General features: G+C 42.9%; 14 protein-coding genes. 12 read left to right on the top strand and 2 right to left on the bottom strand.

The features are described 5' to 3' along the window. The first annotated feature begins 6 nt into the window (after positions 1-6). The 12 genes from tatB to K5Q58_RS09810 all read left to right on the top strand — a co-directional run bounded on the left by tatB (position 7) and on the right by K5Q58_RS09810 (position 24,493). Positions 7-405: a Sec-independent protein translocase protein TatB gene (gene tatB / locus K5Q58_RS09865; protein WP_220753759.1), complete on the top strand. Its 399-nt coding sequence runs from the start codon at positions 7-9 to the stop codon at positions 403-405. 10 nt (positions 406-415) lie between these two features. After that, a complete protein-coding gene (tatC, locus tag K5Q58_RS09860) occupies positions 416-1,174 on the top strand; it encodes a twin-arginine translocase subunit TatC (protein WP_220753758.1) in 759 nt (252 codons plus the stop codon). Between the two features lie 54 nt (positions 1,175-1,228). Beyond that, a complete protein-coding gene (locus tag K5Q58_RS09855; protein ID WP_220753757.1) occupies positions 1,229-1,795 on the top strand; it encodes a hypothetical protein in 567 nt (188 codons plus the stop codon). 2 nt (positions 1,796-1,797) lie between these two features. Beyond that, positions 1,798-2,595: a TatD family hydrolase gene (locus K5Q58_RS09850; protein ID WP_220753756.1), complete on the top strand. Its 798-nt coding sequence runs from the start codon at positions 1,798-1,800 to the stop codon at positions 2,593-2,595. Next, positions 2,595-4,499 carry a diguanylate cyclase gene (locus K5Q58_RS09845; RefSeq protein WP_220753755.1) on the top strand — a complete coding sequence of 635 codons (1,905 nt, stop codon included), beginning with the start codon at positions 2,595-2,597 and terminating at the stop codon, positions 4,497-4,499. Before K5Q58_RS09850 ends, K5Q58_RS09845 begins: the two co-directional genes overlap by 1 nt. Positions 4,500-4,525: 26 nt before the next feature. Next, on the top strand, positions 4,526-5,536 hold the full coding sequence (gene hemB / locus K5Q58_RS09840; RefSeq protein ID WP_220753754.1) for a porphobilinogen synthase: 1,011 nt from the start codon (positions 4,526-4,528) through the stop codon (positions 5,534-5,536). A 207-nt stretch (positions 5,537-5,743) separates the two neighbouring features. Further along, positions 5,744-18,310 carry an adhesin gene (locus K5Q58_RS09835; RefSeq protein WP_220753753.1) on the top strand — a complete coding sequence of 4,189 codons (12,567 nt, stop codon included), beginning with the start codon at positions 5,744-5,746 and terminating at the stop codon, positions 18,308-18,310. A gap of 40 nt (positions 18,311-18,350) precedes the next feature. Further along, positions 18,351-20,513: a type I secretion system permease/ATPase gene (locus K5Q58_RS09830; RefSeq protein ID WP_220753752.1), complete on the top strand. Its 2,163-nt coding sequence runs from the start codon at positions 18,351-18,353 to the stop codon at positions 20,511-20,513. Continuing rightward, positions 20,510-21,823, top strand: coding sequence for an HlyD family type I secretion periplasmic adaptor subunit (locus tag K5Q58_RS09825; protein ID WP_220753751.1), 1,314 nt, complete (start codon positions 20,510-20,512; stop codon positions 21,821-21,823). The genes K5Q58_RS09830 and K5Q58_RS09825 overlap by 4 nt, the downstream gene beginning before the upstream one ends. Before the next feature lie 23 nt (positions 21,824-21,846). After that, complete coding sequence (locus K5Q58_RS09820; protein WP_220753750.1) at positions 21,847-23,142, top strand: TolC family outer membrane protein; 1,296 nt, start codon at positions 21,847-21,849, stop codon at positions 23,140-23,142. A 1-nt stretch (position 23,143) separates the two neighbouring features. Next, the gene (locus K5Q58_RS09815; RefSeq protein WP_220753749.1) at positions 23,144-23,764 is read left to right on the top strand and encodes an OmpA family protein; all 621 of its coding nucleotides are present in this window, start codon (positions 23,144-23,146) and stop codon (positions 23,762-23,764) included. Positions 23,765-23,941: 177 nt separating this feature from the next. Then, positions 23,942-24,493, top strand: coding sequence for a thioredoxin family protein (locus K5Q58_RS09810; protein ID WP_220753748.1), 552 nt, complete (start codon positions 23,942-23,944; stop codon positions 24,491-24,493). A 75-nt stretch (positions 24,494-24,568) separates the two neighbouring features. On the opposite strand, the gene K5Q58_RS09805 is transcribed toward K5Q58_RS09810, so the two are convergent. Beyond that, the gene (locus K5Q58_RS09805) at positions 24,569-25,501 is read right to left on the bottom strand and encodes an exopolyphosphatase (protein ID WP_220753747.1); all 933 of its coding nucleotides are present in this window, start codon (positions 25,499-25,501) and stop codon (positions 24,569-24,571) included. Next, positions 25,502-26,800 carry an ATP-dependent RNA helicase RhlB gene (gene rhlB, locus K5Q58_RS09800; RefSeq protein WP_220753746.1) on the bottom strand — a complete coding sequence of 433 codons (1,299 nt, stop codon included), beginning with the start codon at positions 26,798-26,800 and terminating at the stop codon, positions 25,502-25,504. Positions 26,801-26,877 lie beyond the last annotated feature (77 nt).

Below are 26,877 nucleotides of genomic sequence, written 5' to 3'. Positions count from 1 at the left end.
TTCATTATGTTCGACGGTATTGGCTTTATGGAGCTACTGCTGATTGGAATTTTGGGGCTAGTGGTTCTCGGCCCCGAAAGACTTCCAGGTGCAGTACGTTCAATCTCTGGGTGGATTCGCTCATTAAAGCGAATGGCAAACTCTGTTAAAGACGAATTAGAGCAAGAGCTTAAAATCGAAGAGCTTCATGCTGACTTGAAAAAAGCAGAAAGCAAAGGTTTGTCTAACCTATCTCCTGAATTACAAGAGTCTATTGATCAGCTAAAGGATGCTGCGCAATCAGTTAATCGTCCCTACCAAGTAGAAGACGTGAAAAAGGATGCGCCAGCGGCACAGCCTACTGAAGTTGCCACGCCAACAACTGAGCAAACTAACGACTCTACCAGTTCAAATACCAAAAGCTAGCGGGTAATCAATGTCACAACAGCTACCTCTCATTAGTCATTTGCTTGAATTGCGTAATAAATTACTCAGAGCTATCGGCAGTGTTTTGCTGGTTTTCATCTGTTTAGTTTACTGGGCAAATGATATTTACCATTACATGGCGATTCCATTAATGCAGTCACTGCCTGAAACAAGCAGTATGATTGCTACCGATGTAGCTGCGCCATTTTTCGCCCCATTCAAATTAACTTTAGTTTTAGCATTTTTTGTGGCGATTCCGTATGTGTTATATCAAGCTTGGTCATTTGTTGCGCCAGGTTTATATAAACACGAAAAACGCCTAGTCACGCCACTTCTGATTAGCAGTACCTTACTGTTTTATTCAGGAATCGCGTTTGCTTATTACATTGTGTTCCCTGTTGTATTTGGCTTTTTCACCAGTGTAGCCCCTGAAGGTGTCACGGTTGCAACCGATATTAGCAGTTATTTAAGCTTCATTCTTAAGCTATTTTTTGCCTTTGGTTTAGCCTTTGAAATCCCAGTTGCTGTGGTATTAATGTGCTGGGCAGGGGTAACAACACCTGAAGAGCTAAAATTAAAACGACCTTATATTGTCGTTGGCGCTTTTGTGGTCGGCATGATGCTGACACCTCCTGATATTATTTCACAAACAATGTTAGCGATTCCTATGTTAATATTGTTCGAAGGCGGATTATTAGCTGCGAAGCTATATACGCCAAAAGAAGATACAGATAACGAAGAGTCTGAGAGCGAACGTACCGACAGTTAATACTGCATATGATACTCATGGACTAGTAAAACAATAATAAAGAAGGATTCTGTTATGCGTTTAACCTTGGTTGCCACGTTTGCTTTGGCTATCTCTTCACAAGCTCATGCTAACATTGAGCAACAACTGGCAAATTGTGCCAGCCATACTGATAAATTAGACCGCCTAATGTGTTACGACGCATTGGCGGCTTCAGTAAAATCTCCAGTTCCAACTCAACTTCCTGCAGCCTCTGCCGCTTCTGCAAGCGCACCTGCTGTCGTAGCGCCAGTAGCAGCAACGACTGCTGTTACGACAACGACTAATGCCGCGGCTGCGGCTGCGGCAACGACAACCTCGCCTCAAACTGCCAGTTCAGTAGAGCAAGAGTTTGGTTTAAAGAAAGTATCAGCTGAAGAAGATGAACTGCGTCTATACGCTGAAGTATCATCAGTTAAGAAAGATCCTTATGGCTCCTTAATAGTGACCCTGTCTAACAACCAAACTTGGAAGCAAGTCGGCACAGAGCGCTATAAACTTAAAGTGGGTTACAAAGTTTATATTGAAAAAGGGGCTCTAAGTTCATATTTGTTAGGCACTGATGACCGTAATTCAACCATGCGAGTTAAACGTCTAAACTAATCATGTCACAGCATATCGATATTGCAGTTAATCTACTGAGTAGTCGATTAGCTGCTGATATAGACAGCGTTATAAACAATGCGGTGGAACATCATGTTTCACCGTTAATCGTTATCGGCAGTGATATTACCGAGAGTATCGAGTCTGCCAACCTCTGTCAGCAATACCCAACTAAACTCTATAGCACTGCAGGCATTCATCCACATCAGGCCAGTAGCTGGGATGGCGACAGCCTCTCACAGTTAACTCAATTAGCTTCAAGTAAACATGTTGTGGCCATAGGTGAGTGCGGTTTAGACTACAATCGTGATTTTTCCCCTCGGGATAAACAGCGTCAAGCCTTTGAAGCGCAATTAGCGTTAGCAGCTCAACTGCAAATGCCAGTATTGATGCATTGTCGAGATGCTCATGATGATTTCATTCGCATTTTGGAGCAATACCGCCATAAATTGCCCAATGCTGTTTTGCATTGCTTTACTGGCTCCAAGGAAGAGTTACTAGAGTGCTTAGCCTTAGATATATATATTGGTATTACTGGTTGGGTATGCGATGAAAGACGCGGTGCAGAGCTTGCCAACATAGTGCCATTAATCCCAAATAATCGCCTTATGGTTGAGACGGATAGCCCGTACCTTTTACCAAGAAGTATGCGGCCAAAGCCTAAATCAAGCAAAAACCTACCTCAATATTTGCCCTATATTGTCGAGTCCATTGCAAAATTACGTGGCCAAAGCTATCAAGAGTTATCAGCACATTGTTATGCCAATAGCACTCGTTTCTTTAGGCTGGGCAGTCAATAATGAAACTGGCAGTCCCTCAGTTAACCCCGTTTTTTATCCTTGGGTTATTATTTTTCATATTGGTTACTAGCGCTAAAAGTTATGCCAATGAGCACACAAATACCCCACTCAGGCTGACTGAATCCTCCATTACTAAAATAGACTTAATTGATTGGTTATATATCCATGACTCGAACGATATTGAAGAGCTGGCAAGGCTAAAGCTGCACAATAATGGTCAAAAGCATTGGCGTAAATTAACCACTAAAGACATGCGTCATATTGGCGCTAGAAACACTTGGGTTAGTTTCAGCATTTATAACCCCAATGATCATTTATCAAGAATCATAGCGTTAGATAATCCATTATTAGACAGTTTGAAACTATTTCACTTAGTTAATAATGATTTAAAACAAGTGGAACTGATGGGCGACACTTTACCTTTCGAGCACAGACCCTTACAAAGTAATTTATTTTTATACCCTTTTGATATGAACCCAGGTGAGCTGCATACCTTCTACTTCAAAATCAATAACCGAGGGAGCCTCAATATACCACTGGTACTTTGGAGCAATAATGACTTTAGCCATGCAATCGAAGCGCAAAGTTTAGCCTATGGATTTCAAATTGGTATCTTGAGTGCAATCGGCATTTTCAGCTTATTTATTGCTCTAGCATCTGGTTCATTTAGTTACAGCTATTATAGTGGTTATGTCATTTCTCTAACTGTCATTGTCACAAGTATCCACGGTATTTCATTTCAATATTTATGGCCAAACTTACCGACGCTTCAGCAACTTGCTATACCCATGTTAATTCCAATCGCTCTTGCTTTCGCTCTCATGTTCACAGAAAAGGTCATGCAGCTTAAGTATCACAACAAGCGTATGTTGTTGTTGGGGCGCTATCTGGCAGTTTACTGCATACTATTAAGCTTGGTCGTTTCCTTTTTAGACTTCAAACTCGCACTCTATTTACTGGCTCTATCGGTAATAACTATCAGTTTCGTCTTGATTCTTTTTTCCTTGTATCAAGTCATAAAAGGCACTAAAAACGCTAGGCTTCATGCCATTGGGCGAATTGGGCTATTCATAGGTTCGTTGCTAAGTGGTTTGATTTATCTCGGCCATATAGATTTGCAAATACTGCCGCAAACCCCAGTAATGATTGGATTAACTTTTGAAGTTATTACCATGGGCGCAGTATTGGCGATGCGCTATAACGACGAGCGCAAAGCTAAACTGCAAATGCAGCAAAAAGCACTTGAGCAAGCCGTGCGTTTACAGCAGAATCGTGACGAAGCATTACGTGCTGAAGCAAAAGCCAACGAACGCCTTGAACAAATGGTGGCACAAAGAACCTTAGAGTTAGAAGTCACCTTACGCGAGTTAAATGACGCTAATCAAAAACTCACTCAACAAAACACGATTGATAGCTTAACTGGGGTTAAAAATCGCAGTGCATTCGATAAACGATTAACTGCCGAAGGTCGCATTAGCCGACGTCAGCAAACACCATTAGCGGTGTTAATGGTGGATATTGATAAGTTCAAGGCAATTAATGATGAGCATGGGCATCTTGCTGGTGACCACTCAATTAAGGTGATTGCCACAACAATTTCAGACTTTTTAAAACGTCCAACCGATCTGGTGTCACGTTTTGGTGGTGAAGAGTTTGCTATTATATTACCGAATACTGATAGTGAAGGGGCGATGCTGCTAGCGGAAAAAATTCGTGTAGCAATATCTGAATTATCAATTGATTGGGAAGATAGCCCTATTCCTCTTTATGTAAGTATCGGAGTCAGCGCGACGGTAATTGAAACCGATGACCACCCAACTCAGTTACTTGAACAAGCAGATAAAGCGCTTTATCAAGCTAAGCGCAGTGGACGAAACCGAGTATGCGAGTTTTCGTCAGAATAAGAGCAAATTAATTTCAGGAGTCGAATGTGAATATTATTACTAGTGCGTTCCCACAGCGCAGAATGCGCCGCATGCGTAAACATGATTTCAGCCGCCGTTTAATGTCAGAAAACAAATTATCGGTAAATGATCTTATCTACCCAATGTTTATTCTTGAAGGTAACAATCGCACTGAACAAGTGGCTTCTATGCCAGGTGTTGAACGTTATTCAATCGATTTATTGCTTAAAGAAGCGGCTGAACTCGTTGAATTAGGTATTCCGCTTATTGCCTTATTCCCTGTGACTCCAGCTGAAAAGAAATCATTAATGGCTGAAGAAGCTTATAACCCTGATGGGCTAGTTCAACGTGCTGTGCGTGAACTAAAGCAAGCTTTCCCAGAGTTGGGCGTGATGACTGATGTGGCTTTAGATCCATTCACGACTCATGGTCAAGATGGCATTATTGATGAAGAAGGTTATATTCTTAACGACATCACCACTGAAATCTTAGTTAAACAAGCCCTATCTCATGCTGAAGCAGGTGCTGATATTGTTGCGCCTTCTGACATGATGGATGGCCGTATTGGCGCTATCCGTGAAGCACTGGAAGCTGCGGGTCATGTGAATACCCAAATTATGGCTTACTCAGCCAAGTACTCTTCTAGCTATTATGGCCCATTCCGTGATGCAGTAGGCTCAGCAGGCAACCTTAAAGGTGGCAACAAGCACAGCTATCAAATGGATCCAGCCAATAGTGACGAAGCACTTCACGAAGTCGCATTAGATATTCAAGAAGGTGCTGACATGGTGATGGTTAAACCTGGTATGCCATACCTTGATATCGTGCGTCGGGTCAAAACAGAGCTAGCAGTCCCTACGTTTGCTTACCAAGTGAGTGGCGAATACGCTATGCATATGGCAGCAATTCAAAACGGTTGGTTAGCAGAAAAAGCCATCGTAATGGAATCATTACTTTGCTTTAAGCGTGCTGGTGCTGATGGCATTTTAACCTATTTTGCCAAATCTGCTGCTCAGTGGCTTAAAGAAGACAAATAAAAATTATTGATTGTTTTAAAAAAGAGGCCAATTGGCCTCTTTTTTTGTATCTTTATGAATCAAAACAGGTGAATATTTCATCATCGCTTTTAAATTTAAAAAACAAGGTTTATGCTTTAAATTGCGCTTAATTTGTTGGTGATCCTCGTCATAAGCGGTAAACGTATTTGATTACTGACAACAATGGATTGAAATTAAGGAATGCAAATGATTGTTGATGGTGTAGATGTGTTGTACTACGTTAAAATTGGCTCAAGCATTTTCGCTGTAGCGAACGATGGTCAATGGCATGCGGTTACGCTAGATAACGTCAGCAATGAATTGACCATTCATGACGTCAATGCTGAAAGTATTTTTATTAATGCAGACAGTGCCCCTTATATTGTTGTCGACCAACAAAGCGTTTTGCTGCCTAATTCATTATTGATTAATTCAGCCAAAGACGAAGGGCTGCAAAATAGCCCGGCTCAAGATAGTTCGACTGAACCCGTTTCTATCAGCTCAAATACTTCTGGTGAAAACAGTAACAATGTCAGTAACAGCGGCCTTAACTACTTCTATCAAATCATTCAAACTCGATACAATGCACTCATTGCCCAATCTGGTTACGACACTCAAGGCGATGAACAATTCAATTCTGCTGACTCAATCAATTCCCTTGTTGGCAGCCAAGATACTTTTTTAACGTTAACTTTATCTGTCAATATTGAAGATGCAAACGACGGCTATTTAAACCAGTTTGAAGTCCCTACGGTCGATATCAATGGACAAGCACTCGATGCTCGAAATGGGCAAGTACTCCAGCTCACGCTAACGGATATCCAGGGTCAGCAAATTGTATTGTCAGTATTGGTGATGAATGAGTCGTGGCAAGTGAATGGCCTTGATATATCAACCCTAGCTGAAGGACTGATTACCGCAGAAATCAGTGCACCAACCTATCAAGGTGAAGCCGCACCAGCAACTGATCAAACCATTAAAGATACCCTCGCCAGCATTACCATTGAAATTGAAGACAATGATAATGTTATCAATGCTGCAGAAATTATCTCTGTCACCATCAAAGGTCACGTCACTAACGTCGAAGATGGTCAGACAGTGCTTGTGACGTTAACTGATGCCAGTGGTCACTCTCGCACAATTTCAACCACTGTAATGAGTGGTGCTTGGCAGCTTGATGCTCAAGACCTTTCCGACTTTGACCAAGGTTCACTCACAGCAACCGCTGAAGTTATTGATATAGCGGGTAACCCCATTGCCGCCACTACAGCAGATCCTATTGATATCCTTGCGAATATTGATATTAGCGTTGATACAGGCAATGACGAATTTGTTAATCGGTTCGAGATGAAAAAACTCGATTTCTCAGGCAGTGTGGTTGATGTCGAAGATGGCCAGACAGTCACCATCACAATTACCGATATCAATGGCCAGGTATTAACCTTTACCACCCAAGTTATTAATGGCGCTTGGCAAATAGATAACGCTGATATTGAAGCTTTAGTTGATGGAGAATTACGATTTGATGTCGATACAACAGACTTAGCAGGCAATCCAGCCAGTGCTTCAACTACAGTGATTAAAGATACCATCGCCAATGTCACCATTAATGTCATTGACTCAGACAACCTATTAAACCAGCAAGAAATTGATGACCTCAATACTATTTTTGGTATTGCCAATAATATTGAAGATGGCCAAAAAATCTTCATCACCATCACTGATAGCTTAGGGCAAGTATTCACCCTGTCATCAGAAGTCACTTATGGTACTTGGAGTTTGTCTGGCTTAGATGCTTCAGATTTAGCTGACGGGGTATTACACCTTTATGCCGTGGCAATTGATGCCGAAGGTAACCCTGCATTTGGTAGTAATACCATTATCAAAGATACCCAAGCTGGGATTACCGTTGACATTATCGATAATGATGGCGTTATCAATGCCATAGAACAAACACAAGTCGGCATACAAGGTAGCGTATCCAATGTTGAAGATGGCCAAACCGTCACAGTAAGAGTAACTGATGCTCACGGGAATGCATTAACACTCACGACCACTGTCATTAATGGCCAATGGTCATTGCCTGCCCAAGATTTAAGTCATTTTGATGATGGCAGTCTAATCGTTATCGCTGAAGTCATTGATATCGCTGGCAATGTTGCTACGGCGACGACATCGATGCCAGTCGATACCACCGCAGAGATTAGTATCGATTTTCTGGATAATGATGGTGTTATCAATTCAACAGAAATCACTAACGTATATTTTCATGGTAGCGTGGCGAATGTAGAAGATGGTCAAACTGTTATCATCAATTTAACCGATGATTTAGGTAACACACGAACGGTAACAACCTCTGTGATTAACGGACTTTGGGCCCTACCTTCACAAGATCTGTCAGCCTTTGATCAAAACTCGTTAGTGGCAACCGCAACCGTCACAGATATTGCAGGAAACACCGCAAGCTCATCATTACCACTCCCGATTGATACCCTAGCAAGTATTAGTGTTGAAATTATTGATAATGATGGCGTGATTAATGCCGCTGAAATGACTCAAGTGGTGATTCAAGGGACTGTGACGAATGTTGAAGATGGCCAAACGGTCACCGTACTGCTCTTTGATAATCAAGGTAATACACTAACGTTAACCGCGATAGTCTCAAACGGAGAATGGCAACTCGCTGCGCAAGATTTATCAAGTTTTGATGATGGGTCACTGTTCGTAACTGCGCAGGTCAGTGATCTTGCAGGTAACCCTGCAACGGCAGCAACGCAGTTACCTGTTGATATTCTTGCTGACATTAATATCGACGTCGACACTGGCCGTGATGACATTATTAATCGTTTTGAAATGCTACGGTTAGATTTTTCAGGGCAAGTCAATGATGTCGAAGACGGCCAAAGCGTGACGATTATCGTCACTGACTCTTTGGGTACATCGTTAACTTTTACCACCACTATCACAGCGGGAAATTGGCAAATTGATAATGCCGATATCTCTTCACTCGTTGATGGCGATATCCTGTTTGCCGTTAGCACCGTTGATATCGCAGGTAACCCAGCCTCAACCTCTACGATTGTCACCAAAGACTCCCTTGCTGCTGTCACCATAGAAGCTGTCGACGATGACAATACGCTCAATGCGATTGAAGTCTCCACAACGACTTTACGAGGTGAAGCACTTAATATTGAAGATGGTCAGAACGTACTTGTATGGGTCACCGATATTAATGGCTTACGCCTTATTTTCAATACCACAGTTGTTGATGGTCAATGGCAGTTAGATAATCTAGATTTATCTTCACTAGCAGAAGGTGAACTCAGCCTAAGAGCCTTATCCATTGACGTTGAAGGCAATCCAAGTATTGGTAACAATACCGTAGCCAAAGATACCCTTGCCGAAATCACTGTTGAAATCATTGATAGCGATGGCGTGATTAATGCCGCCGAAATGGCTCAAGTGGTGATTCAAGGGACGGTTACCCATATCGAAGATGGTCAAACCGTAACGATAAATCTCACTGATAGCCAAGGTCATAACCTCACGTTAACAGCTCAAGTCAATGGTGGGATCTGGCAATTACCAGCCCAAGACCTATCGGATTTTGATGATGGCTCTTTAGAGGTCACAGCAACCGTTAACGATATTGCAGGTAACCCTGCCACTGCCACCGCTCAGTTACCTGTCGATATTCTTGCCGATATCACGGTTGAAATCCTTGATAATGATGGCGTCATTAACGCCACTGAAATGACACAAGTGGTTATTCAGGGCACGGTAACCGATGTTGAAGACAACCAAACCGTCACCGTTGTCATTACCGACAATCAAGGCCATAGTCTAACGTTAACCACACAAGTCATTGCTGGAGTTTGGCAACTTGCAGCTCAAGACTTATCAGGTTTTGATGATGGCTCTTTAGTCGTCACCGCTTCTGTTAGTGATATTGCAGGTAACCCCGCTACAGCGCAGACCGAAATGCCTGTCGATATCTTAGCCTCTATCACCGTCGATATTATTGACTATGATAATGTGCTTAATCAAACGGAGTTATCAGCCGTAGTTGTGAGTGGTACCGTCACAGATATTGAGGTAGGTCAAAATATTGAAGTGACATTGACCGATGCCAACAACAAATCAACGACCATAATTACGACCGTTTTAGCAGGTGGAACTTGGTCGATAACCGCTCAAGATCTTGTTGACCTTAACTTTGATGATGGCTTATTAACTGCCTCTGCCACGGCTACAGATATCGCAGGCAATACCATTACAGCAGTAGATACAATCCTTATTGATACTCAAGTAACCATTGATATCGATACTGGCGCAGATGGGTTTGACGTCGGGTTATTTACCTATGGTCGAGAATCATCTTTATCTGGCACCACAACAGGTGCAGAAGAAGGCCAAACAGTCACTCTAACGCTAACTGATGGAGTCACCACCAAAACATTTACTACTGATGTTAAGGCCGATGGCACTTGGGAGTTTGATGAAACCTTAGATGTAGATGGATTAGATCAACGTGTAAGTTGGCAGATGAGTGTCAGTGTGACCGACCTTGCAGGGAATACCGCTGCAGATGAAATGCCGTATTTAGATATTCCTGATGATGGTTATTTATATGAGTTAGTGTTAAACATTAACAATCAAACAAGTGCCCAGTTTAGTTTTGATATTCCTAATGCCGACCTGACATTATCAACTGACCAATCCTTACTTTTACAAAACCAATCTAATGGCCAAGACTTGTCGATTGTGATCGCGCCAAACGGCCTGTCTTTCCAAGTTTTTAGGGATGGAGATAACGAACTCGTCCTTGAAGCGACGCTTATCGGAACCGAACTCGACGTTACCCTTTATCAAACGCTGGATAACCCTGCTACAGGTAATTTATCCACATTAATTCGAGTTGAGGGGCTTCAAACGGATACAGATGGCACAACTGAGCAAATCATCACTTACGCCATACTGCATGTAAAAGATACCCCTGAATTAGCCATTGACGATCACTTCACAGCCATTGAAGATACCGCTATGACGGGCTCGATAACCGGTAACGATTACACTATCGAAGGCCCACTGGTCGTCGAAACCGTCACATTTAATGGCATCGATTACCCCGTATTAGAAGGCTCTCCAGCTGTTATTGATACGGGTAAAGGTGAATTAACGGTTTTATACAATGGCTTTTGGCGATTTGAGGCAAGTGACAATCTAGATAACACCGTAGAACAATCCATAAGTTTTGACTACACAGTTACGGACTTTGACGGCAGTATTGCATCTGCAACCAGTACCATTATCATCGCTGACGGTGCAATTGGTAACATGAGTGATGTCAGCTTTTCGACTGCAGAAGCGATTATCAACTCCCCTAATACAGACTCACGCTCTTTTACTATTTCCGCAGGTTCAGACTCCATCGTCGCCAGTTCTGTGGTGTTTAGTAGTTTATCGTTAATCCCATTAACCGCTTTAGGACTAACATCTAATGGCGACAGTCTCAGTTATATCCTCAGTCCAGATGCTAAAACCATCACTGCATCTGCAAATGGAGTCACTGTATTTACCTTATCTCTTTCTGCTGTCAGTAATGGCGATGATGTCGATGTGACAGCGGTGATGACATTAACTAGGCCATTAGATCATTACAGTGCTGAATCACTGGAATTAGCCACATTAATCGATGCCAATGATATTGATGGCAGTCATATCGATTTAGGTAACCTTAAATGGAACATACAAGATGGCAATGATGCAGCTATCAATAATATTGAAACCTTGATTTTTGATGAAACAAATCTCATAGGAACACCTATTGCCCAAACAGGTCAGTTTGATATTCAAGTCGGTGCCGATGCTATCGACACATTAGGGTTTGATATTGACCAGCTTCCTGAGCTCACCGTTGGCGGTGAAGTAATTCAATTTGACTTATCCGCTGATGGATTAACGCTGACCGCACATACTGGCGATCCTGCTCAACCAATATTTACCATTGCGATCGACAATGGCTGGAATAATGAATCTGACACTTTATCTCATGGCTATACAACAACGCTCCATCAACCTTTTGATCAAATTGATACTGACGACATCAACTTTGGCTTATTCATAACTGATAATGATGGCGATACAACACAAGCCACGATGACGTTGACAGTAAAAGATGATGAAGCAGGTGAAATTACTGGTATCACAGTGCAAATTAGCGAGCTGCCTAGCGTTACTCCAGGCGTTGATAACCGTGCTAGTGGCTTGATTAATATCAGTGCTAAAGGCGACCCCATCGTCGATATCAAATTTGCCATTACCGATGGCGACGTGGTTGTAGATGCAGACAATAATGATGTGACTCAAAATGGGTCACTCGTGTATTGGGTGATATCTAATGACGGGGCAACAGCAGAAGGACAAACAGTTGACGGAACTGTTGTGTTCAGAATGAGCCTGCCAACAGACATCCATATCGATGCCGAGTCCACAGCTCAAATTGATTTTGAAATGCGGATGTTAGGCCCAATTGATAACATCGCAGGCTCGGGGGTTGAAAGCAAAATCAACGTCGATGTTGTAGCAACCGACAGCGACAACACAGATATAAACGCCACTATTTCTATTGATATTTACGATGGAGAATCTCCAAGTCTGCCTTCTTCGCTCATCTTAACAATCGACGAAGGTGAACTAGTCGACAACAACAGCGTACTTAGCAGTGCGGTATTAAATATCGATAATGGCAGTGATGATATTAGTAGTATTGAAATTAATCCCAGCTTTACTTTTGGGGCTTATACCAGTAGTGGGCAGTCAATATTACTCAGTAATTTTGCTGATGGTAACGGCTGGTATACCGCAATTAGAGCCGGAGACAGTAGTGAAGTATTTAGAGTGCGATTTAACGCCAATGGTAAAGTTGAATTTGAGCAATTTGAGGCCATAGACCATCCTGATGGCAATGGTGAAAATACCTTAACCATCAGTTTTGACGTTATCGCAACCGATGCCGATGGCGATACCTCAAACAATCAAACGATACATATCAATGTTCAAGATGATGTCCCCATTCAGCATGACTCATCACTCACCTTTACCGAAGAAAACAATGCTGACCACAGTGTTAATTTGTTTAATCAAAAACAACAAGGCGCTGATGGAGCACAAGTCAGTAAATTTATATACAAAGGCACAGAATATTCAGCAGGCGATTCCGTTGAACTCTTTACCGATACCGGAGTTAAGTACGGAACGTTAGTGATTACCGCCAATGGTAAAGCCACAGTAACCAGTATGATTTTTGAATATGATGAACTGTTTTATAGTGAAGTGGTTCAGGTATATGTCACCGATACTGATGGTGATACCGTCATTGATAACCTCACTATCACGGCTAATGATAAAGCAGGCTCTATCAAGGTGCTCAACCCCAATTATACCGAAGATACACCTGGGGCTTTATCTATCGTCGCCTTGCCTGGCGATATTGATGAAGGGGAAATCATTCAAAGCATTGTCATCAACAAAGCATCTTTAGCAGGTGGCACACTCACATTAGATGGCCAACCTGTCAGCCTAGATGCCGATGGGAACTATATCTTGAGTGGTGGAGATCTGTTGATCAGTAATCTTGGTATAGCGATCCCTAGCGGTGACTTAGTGTTCCATCCTCCTGAAGACGCCTCGGATGCAACTTTAACCATCAACGCTGAAATCACAGTCAATATTAATAACAAGCCGTCAATCTCGACTGAAGTTCCGTTGACTATCGCCTCTGTAGCCGATACACCTGAATGGGAAAACACCAGCCAGTTTACCTATGATGTCAATGAAGATGATGGTGCTTTCAATATAAGCCTGTCAGCCAGTACTAAGGATGTCGTTGGCATTGATGCTCAGGGCTCTGAGGTCATGACCTATGTCATTTTCAATATTGCACTAGGTATTCAGCTCACCAGTACAAACAGTGAAGGTGTGCAATTCTCTATCGCCAATGGCCAAGAAATCAGTGCAGATGAATTAGCATTATTACAAGCTACAGTCGGTGAAAATTTAGCGGGCCAATATAGCTTTGATGTTAGGGCCATCTCGACTGAGCCTGATAATGGCGATACTGCGCAAAGCGCCAATGAAACAATCACCATCAATGTCACCCCAATTGCTGATGCACCCACATTAGTGACTCGTGATATCAATGGTCAAGAAGATCAGCCTATCGCTTTAAACACAATTTTATTTGGCGAATTAACCGATACATCTGGCTCTGAAAGCCTCCATTTTGAATTAACCTTACCAGATGGTTGGCAGATTGATGCCCCAAGCGCCATCCATTTAGGCAACAATGTGTGGACTGTCTCGGTAGACGATCTTTTTGCCAGCCCAGAAGCCATGCTAGTGCCTTTAGCAGACGCAAGCTCTGCAAATCTTGGCGACTTTACTATTTCGGTTCGCAGCTATGCGACAGAAACTACCCAAGATGGTATCGATCCAATAGACAGTATTATCAATCCCAATCCGAATTACAGTGCCTCACAAACCATAACGATAGCTCTCACCGGTGTCGCCAATGATGCGCCTACCATCACCTCAGATCCCACAGTCTGGGAAATTACCAATGATGGTAATATCAATTCAGTGGCGGCGTTCAATGAGGACACTGATATTCCACTATCATTTACGGTAATTAGCTCAGATGATGATGGCTCTGAAAGTTTAAGCTTACGCATTGTGGGCTTGCCTGACGGTGCAAACTTTGTCGACAGCAATGGCCAGATTGTTAATTTACCCGTAATCGGTTTTGACGGTTCAGCACCTATTTATAGCGTTACAGCAGCAGAGTTATCTGCACTGTCAATCAGACCCGCTGAAGATTTTAGTGGTCAAATTAACTTACAACTATTTGTCGAAAGCACCGAATTAGATGGCGATAGTGCACAATACGAACTCAATCTCAATATTGATATTGCCCCAGTAATTGATGAAACATCCGCAACATTAACTACCACCAGCAATGGCAAAGAAGATCAACCTATTGTACTGAGTTTAATACCGGCTTTATTAGCCGATATTGACGGTAGTGAAAGCATCACAGATATGACGATCTTTCCTTCTAGTGAGGGGATCATTTACTTATTCGATGGCGCTGAAATAACCGTGGGCAGTTCAGGCCTATTACTATCTGAACTTACCGATGAATTTAGCCCAACATTAATAGAGCTACTCAACTCGGGACGTATAGCCATACTGCCACCACAAGATGCTGACGGCACTTTCTCATTAGACGTTATTTATCAAATTACCGACACCTCTGATACTGGAGAAACTTCGGTTCAAGATATCGCGAGTCAGCTTTCTATTGAAGTCGATGCCGTTGTAGAAGGCATCACACGATTACAGGTGAACAACACCGTCCTTTATAGTCCAGATGGCCAACCAATTACCATTGGCGATGATATTGTGTTTTTTGATGGGGACATTGATGGCTCTGAAGTACTCGACTATATCGTTATTACTATGCCAAGTGCTGACGGCTGGTATGTCACCCATCCAAATGGCGCAATTAACGACGGTGATGGCCGATGGATAATTCCTAGCAATAATATGACCAGTGACTCAGTTCAAGAACAATCACTGGCGATTTTAGAAGGAATGACCATATCAAGTGACCACATCACACTCTTGCAAGCTATTCATGTAGAAGCCAGAGTGCTAGATAGAGATGACCCAGAAGTTATTTCTGCCAATATTTTTGTCACCTTTGATCAACCCACTTCAACCTCAACAGCTTCAACTGTGACGGCACTGCAATCGACGACCGTAGAGGCTACCGAAGATAACGCCATCAGTTTTGCTGGCCACTTAAACCTATCCATCACGAGCGATAATAATGATGTGATTAGCTTTAGAGTGCTTGCCAGCGATCTCCCACAAGGGGGCTATTTCAGTGGCAGTGATGTCATTGCACTTTATGATGCCAGCGGTGAAAACGTGATTGAATATGTCTTTACCACAGCATCATTAAGTAACCTCACACTGCACAATGTTGCCGACGACTTTGCCGGAGACATGGTCATCCCTATACGCATTATTGCAACGGACTCACTCAGTGGTGACACCCTAGTTGATGATAGCCAGAGTCTGGATATTAATATCTCCCCTATCGCTGATGGCCTCTCGTTGGATGTATTAGTTGATACTATGGATGAGGACGATCCGACACCACTTGGCTTATTCCTTACTTATGAGGATCTAGATCCAACTGCTGATAATGGTGGCGTTGAAAAAGTGGTGCTTGATAATCCCGCCCAATTATTCACCATACAACTGCTCGATGGCGGTCAGCTAATTGATAACTCAGGATTATTCCAATTGAAGTCTGGCACCACAGATACATGGGAATTCACAGGTTCTACCAATGCTGCATTAAATACAGCGCTGGCCTTATTACAATTTTCGCCTCCCGAGCATTTAAGTGGAGACTTTAGGTTACAGATATCAGGTGCAGTCAGTGACACCGCTGATATTGACTCAGCAGATGTCATCGATACCACCAATTTCAGTGACACTATTACGATTCATGTAAACCCAGTAACCGACGCTGCTGATATTCCAGCAGGCCTAATCACTATCAACGGTACAGAAGATACTGATATTTTGCTTAGTGGCATTAATAGCTCAGTAATCGGCTTAATTGATTTAGATGGTTCAGAGGTGCAATACATCACTCTTAATGGCGTGCCAGAAGGGGCGACTGTCTATTACCAAGATGCAGGTGGTGATTTACACATTCTGCCAAACAATGGCGCTGATGGCGGTCAACTCAATGGTACTCCGACAACCTATTGGACTGTCACACCCGATCAACTAGATAGCATAGTCGTTAAGCCTCCACACAACTTTAACGGTGATATGCCACTGTCTTTATCCATCATCACCCAAGAGTTAGGCACAGATGATTTTGTGACTACCTCAATGGACTTTATTGTTGGCGTCAGCCCTATCGCAGATGGCGTACAAATCATTTCTGCTCCAGACGATTATACGGGTAGTGAAGGCGATGACATCAAAGTAGAAATTGCCGCAGAACTACTTAATCTCGATGGGAGTGAATTCTTTGTTGTTGATTTTCTTATCACCTCCAGTGACGCCAGTGCCCTTGTCGACCTTGAAGGGGTAGAAATTGATGGGCAATTTGTCGCTTTAACCGCTAATGGTTCAGGTGGATATATCGCCAGCTTAATTGTTGAAGCAGTCAGCTTAGCAGAAGTCAAAATATTACCTGGTGAACTTGCCTTTGGCACGCTCAATGTTGAAATGGCAATTTCCAGTATTGATACTGCGGAAGTCCTCGGCTCGGAAGAGCTCGATAGAAGTCAAAGTCAAACCGTGTCCTTTGATATTGAATTAACCCCAGAGGTCGATCCGCCTATTTGGACTCAATTTGCCGACTTCACGACCAATCAAACAGACAATATCGCTTTAAACTTGGGCTTAGAGCTGCAAAACCCTGCACCAAATGAAACCGCAACATTAACGATTCTTGGCCTATCAGATGGCATGACGCTTTCGAAAGGTGAAAAACAAGGCAATAAATGGATTGTTAATATCGAAGATGTCGCAGGGCTTACATTAAGCGGTGCGACAGACGGGGAAACAATTACTTTATCACTCGATCCGATTGCGACATTAGGTTCTGATGTGGCTGATGGTGAGCTTGAAACCATCACAATTACCGTTGATAGCAACGCCGTTGTGGCTAATGCATTTGCAGCCAATACATTTGCAGCGAATGCCGCCTACGTTTCAGCTTTCAATATGGCAATGACGATGACGGTTACACAGCCAACGGAACTCGACGATCCGATAGTCCATCCATTTAATGATGAAGCAGCGTTAGAGATGATGCAGCTCGATATCATGCAAGAAATTCATGAAAGAGCACAATTTGAGCAAGTGCGGCATTATGAACATGGCTATCGAAACCTGACTCCAACTGCCGCTGCTGTATTTGCTGAAATCGAGTTAATGGAACAAACCGTCGCTCGTTATCAATATGAGCAGTCGCGTAACCCATTATCAAGCCAACCTATAGACGCCATTTTACCTATTGATGAACCAGTCATATCAGATGACATACCGATTCATCAAGATACGATGCCCCCTGTTGCGTCTAATGACTACAATAAATTTACCTTAGATTCTGAGCCCCACTTTGAACCAAACTTTGAACCAGTGTCTGAACCAGAATCTGAACCAGAGTTTCAACCAGAGTCTGAACCATTGCTCAGCGGTAAACCTGAATACGGATATCAAGATCCGCAGCCTATTACCGACGCTGAAGCTCAAACTGTAGAGCCAATTTTTAGTCATCTCGATAATAACTTAGCCCTATTCAATGAAATAAGCCCAGTAGCGCAAGAGCTGTTGGAACCAGCACTGCCCAATGAAGGTTTATCAACAATAACGATTGAGCCAACCAGTCAATTATCAATCGATATGCAACAAACTCATTCATATGACAAGCTTATTCAGCAGCCAGGTTTTGATGAGATACAGCCAATACCAGACGACACCCAAATGAATGCAACATCAGAGAATCAAACAGAAGCTGAAAACCTATTAGCGCTCACTGATGCGATAAAACAGTCCATAGCACATCAGCAAGATATCTCATTATTCGATGTGCAAACAGATGTCCATTTAAGCCAAACTGAATTGGATGAAATAAACCAATTAGCCGCCCATCAGGCCTTATTAAATCAAAGCTAGAATCAAAAACTAAAAACGCATAAGGATACGCAATATTACAATGTCAGTTACAGATAGCAGTCATGCCGATATAGCTCAACATGAAGCCTTAGTTAATATTCTAGTATTAGCCAAAGCTCACTTTGGCTTAAGCATTAGCACTGAACAAGTGCAGCAGGCACTGCCCGTACAAAAGGACATCGCCTTCCAACTCACCACGGCGATGGCCAAAATAAGCTTGGACGCTGCTTCGCAAAAAATTGATAGCCAGCATTTAGCGCTACCTGCACTCCTGACCGATGCTAATCAACAGGTTTTTCTCATTACCCAAAAACAAGCTGCAGGTTTTACCTTACTCAATGCTGCTGGTGAACAATCAACAATCTCACCCAAACAATTAAGCCAACAGTTTCCTCAAATAAACAGCCTGTGTTGGTATCTCAAGCCACTCGAACAACTCGACGAGCGAGGTACTGAGCACCACAAAGAGACCAAAAGACATTGGCTTTTAGCCGCATTTGATGAAGTAAAACCGTTTTACGGCAGCTTTCTGATTGGTTCTCTGGCCATTAATTTACTCGCCTTAGTCACACCATTATTTACCATGAATGTGTATGACCGCGTTGTGCCCAACCAAGCCATTGATACCTTATGGGTCCTCGCTAGCGGTGCATCCATTGCGATTGTTTTTGACTGGTTACTGCGCCAAGCTCGTACCCGTCTTGCTGACGTCGCTGGCAAGCAAGTTGATATTAAACTTTCAAGCACATTATTTGAAAAAGTCGTCGGAATGCGGCTTGAAAACCGCCCTGCATCATCTGGGGCTTTCGCTAAACAATTACAAGAATTTGATAGCATTCGTGACTTCATCACATCAGTTACCCTTGTCACGGCAGTGGATTTACCTTTTACCCTATTATTTTTACTCTTAATTGCATGGTTAGGTGGCGTCATGGTGTTTGTGCCATTAACCTGCATGCTCGTACTCATTTTACTGAGTGTTTTTATGCAAAAGCGCTTATCAGTGACCATAGAAGAATCATCAAAACTGTCTACTCAGCGCCAAGCACATCTAGTCGAAAGCCTAAATATGCTAGCCGAAATTAAACAAAATAACGGTCAAGCTAAAGCCTCACGTATTTGGCATGAAACCGTCAGTAGTCTTGCAGATTGGCAAAATGAGTCCCGTATTAGCTCAAATACCCTAAGCCATAGTGTGATGAATTGTCAGCAGCTAGTGTCCATTGGCCTAATTATTACTGGCGTTTATCAAATTCATCAGGGTAACTTGAGTATGGGCGGGCTTATCGCCATCGTCATGCTCAGCGGACGCGCCTCAAGTGCTATCAACCAAATAGCCATGCTATTACTAAAATACCAACAGACTCGCTCAGCAATTACTTCGGTTGAATCTATCTTGTCTTTACCCCAAGAAAACCAGCAGCAATCAATGAGTGTGTCGCAATTTCCATTTAATGGCAGCCTACATCTACGACACGCAAGTTTCAGTTACCCAGAGCAGCCACTAACTGCATTTAATGACATATCCCTTGATATTAAAGCAGGAGAAAAAGTCGGTTTTTATGGCCCTGCAGGTGCGGGGAAATCAACATTACTGGCACTCATTGCAGGGCAGTATCAATTAAATGAAGGTCAACTTTTTTACAATCAACTCGAAGCGCAACAATGGTCAGTTAATCGGCTTCGTGACCATATCGGTTATATGAGTCAGCAACCCTGTTTAGTTTATGGCACCGTCCTAGACAACTTACTTTACGGACTCCAGCACGTGGATGAAGCATTACTGGCTAAAACCATGATGAATACGGGTATCGATAAGTTAATGGATAGACTCGGCAGTGGTTTAAACAGCCAAGTGGGTGAATTTGGCCGCCAATTATCGGGCGGACAACGTCAAGCTATTGCCCTTTGCCGTACTTTACTCAGGCAACCAAAACTACTGATATTAGATGAGCCAACAAGTTCCATGGATGAGCGCAGTGAAACACAAATTATCAGTAGCCTGAAAATGAATACCGCTGATTGCACCCTGTTAATCTCATCCCATAACCCCAAAGTATTGAGTCTTTGTGATCGCATCATAGTAATGGATAAAGGGGCGATAATCGGCGAGAAATCTGCCAGTGAATTTATTGAGCCCAGTAAGCGCCGAATTAAAGCGGTCAATGTGCGCCAGCACACAAGCAATGAGGTGAAATCATGAGTGCCAACATGCACATCAAACACCTTGAAGGGGCAAAACGTGCCAACACTGTCATCATGCTGACTGTTGCCTTGCTTTTGGCCACGATTACTTGGGCTGCCTTCGCCACCTTAGAAGAGGTGGTGGTTGGCGAAGGCAAAGTGGTACCAGCCACAGCCGTTCAGCAAATAGAAAGTTTAGATGGCGGCAGCTTAAAAGAAATTTTAGTCAAAGAAGGCGATACCGTTAATGCGGGACAAACTTTATTAGTGATAGATGAGTTACGATTTGCCTCAGCATTCCATGAGGCAAGACTAAATAGCGTAGCCTTAAAAAACCAACTCACACGATTAGAGGCATTACTTGAAAGTGTGCAAATCAATGACAATGAACCGTTATGGTTTTCACAAGTGCAAGTCAGTCCGCAACAGTTTGAGATTGCAGACCCTTCAGCCAATCGTCGTGCTCAAGCAATATACTCATCGCAACTCTCACAACTGATATCGCAATTAGATCAAACAGCGCAAATCGTTGAGCAAAAACGCCAAGCCAAAGAAGAAGTGAATATTAATATCGAGGCTCAACGTAGTGGTCTTAGCATGGCGAAACAAGAAATCCGTATGACCCGTGAAGCGGTTAATGAAGGCGCCGTTGCCGAACTTGAACTATTAAAACTTGAGCGAGACGCAGTTCGTTTACAGGGAGAGTTATCTGCCTCGCAAGCCAGTGAAAGACAGCTTCAGGCCGCGATCAGTCAAGCGGTTGCAGAACGTCGCAATGTGGCACTCGATTTTATTAATCGCATGACTGATGAGCGCAATAAAACCAGTAACGAACTCTCAGCGTTAACCGAAAACATGAAAGCGCTAGCCGATAGGCTCGAACGCACCCAAATCACTACGCCAGTCACAGGTAGCGTGTCGAATATTCTGGTGCGCTCCGCTGGTCAAGTGGTTGAACCGGGGCAAGTTATCATGGAAATAGTGCCGCAAGATGATCAACTGATTATTGAAAGCCAAATAGCGCCTAAGGATATCGCATTTGTCCATACTGGGCTGCAAGCCATGGTGAAATTCACCGCTTATGATTTTGTCATTTATGGTGGCATTAAAGGTGAGGTGATTTATGTCAGTCCAGATGCCCAGCAACTAGAAGATGGCACCACCTATTATGAGGCGCACATAAAAACAGATGAAACTCAGCTCAATGGCTGGCCAATTATCCCCGGAATGCAAGCTTCTACAGATATTTTGACCGGTCAAAAAACAGTTTTAAATTACTGGCTTAAACCATTATTACGAGCCAAAGCAAATGCACTAAGAGAACCGTAAAGGTACCAGAAGGTAAGGATACTATGCAAAAACTGCTATTCATTTCTGCTTTAGTGATGTCCACTCAAGTTCAAGCAATGACGCTAGAACAATCGGTGGCTGAAGCGATAAATCATCACCCTAGGCTGCAGCAAAAATACGCTAGCTTTGAAGCTGCTGTTCGCTATAAAAAAGCCGCAGTAGGAGACTATTTACCCCAAGTGAAGTTGTATGGTGGTGTAGGCTATGAAGAGGCGCGCTATAACAGCGGCCAACGCGTCGATACTGATTTAAATCGCACCGAGTTAGGCGTGAAAGTGTCGCAGCTGTTATTTGATGGTTTTAGAACCACTTCAGAAATTGACCGCCTCGAATTTGAACAAGAGGCTGAACGCTTTGGGCTAATTTCTGAAGCTGAAAACCTCAGCTTAGATGTCGCAACAGTGTATCTCAATTTAATGCTGTCTAACCGTGTAGTAGGGCTTGCTGAACGTAATATCGCCGAACACGAAGACATCTTAAAAGACATTATTTTGCGTCAAGCAAAAGGCCTGAGTAGTGAGTCAGACGTCGCGCAAGTCAAAGCCCGTGTAGCAACAAGCCAATCGGGATACCTTGCTGCGCGCAATGAGCAAATGGATTTACAAGCTCGTTATTACGACCTAGTTGGCCAACTTCCCACAGAGCTGCATGATGCCAAACCCGATTTTAATTATGTACCTACATCACTCAAGCTGGCACTAGAGCAAGCCGTTAAGAACCATCCAGAAATTGATGCGGCCATCAACGATACTCAAGCTGCTTCGTCACAGTATGAGCGAGAAAAAAGTGACTACTGGCCTAAGTTATCAATCGAGTTACAAGCCAATAAAAATGACAATATCGGTGGCATCGAAGGTCCTGATGAAGATGCACGAGCCATGCTAATGCTAAGTTATGATCTTTATAACGGTGGTTCAACTAATGACCGAGCAGAAGCCGCGGCCTGGCAAGTACAACAAGCAAAATCAATTCGTCAGCAAACTGAAAAACAAGTAATTGAAGGCACTCGACTTGCTTGGAACGCCTATGAATTTGTTGGCCAGCAACGTAAGTTTTATCAAGTGAATGTGGACCAAGCCGTGCAAGCAGAGCAAGGCTATCAACGTCAATTTGAGCTAGGAAGACGTTCACTTCTTGATGTGTTAGATGCCAAAGTAGAAGTCTATTTAGCCAGAAAAAACTACCTTAGCGCCTATTACAATTATCATATTGCATCGTATCGGTTAATTAACGCCACAGGTCAACTCATTGAATCATTTAGAGTCGACACCCCAACACAATGGCAAGAGGAGAAGTAATATGAAACACCGTAACATGCTTCCGCTTTGCCTCGTGGCATTGATGCTATCAGCCTGTATTGAAACACCTAAACCAGCCATGGTTGAACAGCAAAGTCGTGATTTAACCGATGTCGATGCCGATGGCGTTATCACAGCTCGAGATCTGTGTTTAACGACTCCTGACGGTTCAGTTATCAATAACGATGGCTGCGAGAATGCCGTCACAGTGGAGAAAAAAGCTAGCCGTGTGGTGATGTTTGAATTTGATAAATACACACTGACTGAGTATGAATCGAATCGTTTGGCTAAAATGGTAAACGCAGTCAAACACCACCCAGACGCGAAGGTTTATTTGATTGGTGATACAAGCCCCGAGGGTAGCGATACCTATAACCATGAACTCGCTAAAATGCGCACCGAAGAAATTACCCGCTTGATTGTGGCGCAAGGGATCAACAAGCAAAACATTACTTCGCAAGTGTATTTTGAAGATAATATGATCCCAGCAGCCATCAAGGGACGTGAGCACAGATTGGTTGCTGTGGCTAAGTGGCAAGAATCAGGAATTGAAAAGTCTTGGCATATTTTCTCAACAGAAAAACTGCCCCAAAAAGATAAAAACCGCGCATCAGGAATATGATATGCAATAAAATTCTTATATCTGTAACAGTATTTATCGCACTTATGGGCAAGTTCAAAGTTCTCTTTGAATTATTGCCCTTGTGAGTGATCTAGCTAACAGGTCGCTCATATTCAACTTCCCTAACTTACGTCAAAATGATTGAATTATTGCATTCTTCTTTCATGAGACTTTATCATGCATAAAACTGTTAAAACATTATTAGCCACAACCGCCCTTTTCTTTAGCAGCCAATTGGTTGTAGGTTCAGCCTTAGCTAGCAGCGGCTGTGCGTTTGATGAAGAGCAATCAGGCTTCATGGCAACATGTAGCGAGGAGAAACAAGAAGTGATTATCACAGGTATTGTTGAAATTTCAGCATTAGAAAAAGATTTACCAGGGTATGCAGAAGAGTTTGAAAACTATCAAACAGATGCCGCGACTATCTCAGCATTAAAAGCCATTACCACGCCAACAAATGTGGTTGTGATTATTGGAACTTGGTGCCCTGATTGTCATCGTGAAACACCACGTTTCATGAAGCTAATCGAAGAAGTTGCTAACCCGAATATCACCGTTACCTACATTGGTGTTGATCGCAGCAAGCTTGATCCTGAAGGTTTAGCAGCGAACTATGAGTTCTCTCGTATTCCTACCTTTATCGTTGAACAAGACGATAAAGAAGTTGGCCGAATTGTTGAAAGACCAGAAGTGACTTTAGAGCAAGATTTATTGAATATCGTTAAGTAAATCAAAATACGCCACAAAAAAAAGGACCTATTTAGGTCCTTTTTTTGATCGCTCATAACAAGCACTTTTCAAATCTTAGCCCAGCTCAACTCTGTCAGCCAACATTTTCAGCACCCCTTCTCGAAGTGCGCCGCCAGATAAATTTAACGACTCAATATCAAGCAATTCAAATAACGCGATTAATATGGCGATACCTGAAGCAAAAGTCGGTGCCTTTTCTTCAGATAGCCCCTGAATATGATGCAAAGATTGCTGTTTTTGCGCCAACACTTCTTCACGAAATCGATACAACACTTTAAGGGTGATGATTTCAGACAGCTCACGATGATTCAGTACCGAAACCACGGACTGAACCGCACCAGAGGCACCAACCACGCCTTGCCAACCTAGCTCTCTAAGTAATTCACTATGAGGAAGCAACGCATCAGACACCGCTGCTTTAGCTTGTTCAAAGTGCTGAAGTTGATGAGGGACTTGATTGAAAAACTGTTGATTAAAACGAACACAACCAAAGTCTAAGCTGGTTTTAAACAGCACTTCATTGCCATTACCAATGATAAACTCGGTACTTGCGCCGCCAATATCTATCACTAAACGCTGACCATCACCTTCTGTGGTAGCTGCCATGCCTTGATAGATGAGCTCTGCTTCACGCAGACCGCTAATCACCTCAATAGGGTGCCCCAATATTGGTAACGCACGTTGATGGAATTCTGCAGCATTAGAAATAACACGGAGCGTAGCGGTTGCAAAAACAGCAACGTGTTGCTGAGCCACTTGATGCTTATCAAGCATGTCAGCAAACATCTGCAAGCAATCTAAGCCTCGTTGCAAGACATCTTCAGCTAAGCGATTATCCTCGCCAATACCTTCAGCCAAACGCACTTTCTGCTTATATTTAGCAATAATCGTTGGTTGGCCATCCAATGTTTGGGCAACCAACATATTAAAGCTATTTGAGCCAAGCGTTATCGCGGCATAACAAGGTAATGTAGCTGAAAACGTCATTTACGAGTGTCTGCGATTCCTTTGAGGTGGACGACCACCGCTGCGGTGTGCACCATTACGATTACCACCATCACGACCACGAGTCGTTGGGTGTTTACGATGAATACGCACAGGAGGCGGTAAATCATCAAGCAATGCTTCGCGATCGTAATTAGTCACCGGAATTGAATGGTGAATATATGTCTCAATAGCAGGTAAGTTCAATGCATATTCTTCACATGCAAAACTCACTGACACGCCTTTTTGACCAGCACGGCCAGTACGACCAATACGGTGAACATAATCTTCACAGTCATCTGGTAAGTCATAGTTATATACATGAGATACATCAGAGATATGAAGACCACGCGCAGCAACATCAGTCGCCACTAACAAATCAAGTGCACCTGAAGTAAATTGCTCAAGAATACGAATACGTTTCTTTTGCGGCACGTCACCCGTCAGTAAACCAACACGATGTCCATCACCTTCTAACCACGACCATACCTTTTCACAACTGTGCTTGGTATTTGAGAAAATAATGGCTTTTTCAGGCCAATCTTCTTCAAGTAAGGTCAACAACAAACGCATTTTGTCATCTGTTGATGGGTAGAAAATTTCTTCTTTAATATTCTTAGATGTTTTTTGTTCAGGTGCTATTTCGACTTTTTCAGGATCATTCATATGATCGTAAGCAAGTTCCTGCACTTTCATCGATAACGTCGCAGAATAAAGCATATTCAAACGTGATTTCGCATCTGGCATACGTCTAAACAAGAAACGGATGTCTTTAATGAAACCTAAGTCGAACATGCGATCCGCTTCATCAAGCACCACCGCCTGAATAGAGTTCAGACTGATCACACCTTGGCGAACGTAATCAATAATACGACCTGTTGTACCGATAAGGATATCAACACCAGCATCAAGCACTTGACGCTGTACATCGTAACTTTCACCGCCATAAACGATACCGACTTTAAGGCCGGTATGTTTTTCAAGTAATTTGGCATCTTTTGCAATCTGAATCGCTAATTCGCGAGTCGGCGCCATGATAATAGAACGTGGCTGATTGACTTGTCGTCCTTCCGGAACGGCAACAGATAAAAGGTGATTAAAAGTAGCAACCAAAAAAGCCATTGTCTTGCCAGTACCTGTTTGTGCCTGACCTGCAATATCTTTTTGTTGTAATAAAATGGGGAGAGATAACGCCTGAATTGGCGTACAAAATTCAAAGCCATTTTCGTTTAAAGCCTGAATTACCTCTGGTTTCAAAGGGAAGTCAGCGAACTTTTGGGTAGATAAATGTGTTTCGCTCATAGCTCAAGCATACTCGTTAAGTGTTGCAAAAAAAGACTCAATCGTTTGAAATAGCCCACACGTTTACTTGAAAACTA

This window comes from Shewanella sp. KT0246, from assembly GCF_019654955.1.
GTDB classification, from domain to species: Bacteria; Pseudomonadota; Gammaproteobacteria; order Enterobacterales; family Shewanellaceae; genus Shewanella; species Shewanella goraebulensis.
The sequence above is the reverse complement of the archived record's forward strand: the minus strand, read 5'-3'. Positions and strand labels throughout refer to the sequence as shown.

Bases quoted from the DNA above. Each gene is read 5' to 3' on its own strand.
- tatB (WP_220753759.1), top strand. From the start codon at position 7: ATGTTCGACGGTATTGGCTTTATGGAGCTACTGCTGATTGGAATTTTG.
- tatC (WP_220753758.1), top strand. From the start codon at position 416: ATGTCACAACAGCTACCTCTCATTAGTCATTTGCTTGAATTGCGTAAT.
- K5Q58_RS09855 (WP_220753757.1), top strand. From the start codon at position 1,229: ATGCGTTTAACCTTGGTTGCCACGTTTGCTTTGGCTATCTCTTCACAA.
- K5Q58_RS09850 (WP_220753756.1), top strand. From the start codon at position 1,798: ATGTCACAGCATATCGATATTGCAGTTAATCTACTGAGTAGTCGATTA.
- K5Q58_RS09845 (WP_220753755.1), top strand. From the start codon at position 2,595: ATGAAACTGGCAGTCCCTCAGTTAACCCCGTTTTTTATCCTTGGGTTA.
- K5Q58_RS09835 (WP_220753753.1), top strand. From the start codon at position 5,744: ATGATTGTTGATGGTGTAGATGTGTTGTACTACGTTAAAATTGGCTCA.
- K5Q58_RS09830 (WP_220753752.1), top strand. From the start codon at position 18,351: ATGTCAGTTACAGATAGCAGTCATGCCGATATAGCTCAACATGAAGCC.
- K5Q58_RS09825 (WP_220753751.1), top strand. From the start codon at position 20,510: ATGAGTGCCAACATGCACATCAAACACCTTGAAGGGGCAAAACGTGCC.
- K5Q58_RS09820 (WP_220753750.1), top strand. From the start codon at position 21,847: ATGCAAAAACTGCTATTCATTTCTGCTTTAGTGATGTCCACTCAAGTT.
- K5Q58_RS09815 (WP_220753749.1), top strand. From the start codon at position 23,144: ATGAAACACCGTAACATGCTTCCGCTTTGCCTCGTGGCATTGATGCTA.
- K5Q58_RS09810 (WP_220753748.1), top strand. From the start codon at position 23,942: ATGCATAAAACTGTTAAAACATTATTAGCCACAACCGCCCTTTTCTTT.
- K5Q58_RS09805 (WP_220753747.1), bottom strand. From the start codon at position 25,501: ATGACGTTTTCAGCTACATTACCTTGTTATGCCGCGATAACGCTTGGC.
- rhlB (WP_220753746.1), bottom strand. From the start codon at position 26,800: ATGAGCGAAACACATTTATCTACCCAAAAGTTCGCTGACTTCCCTTTG.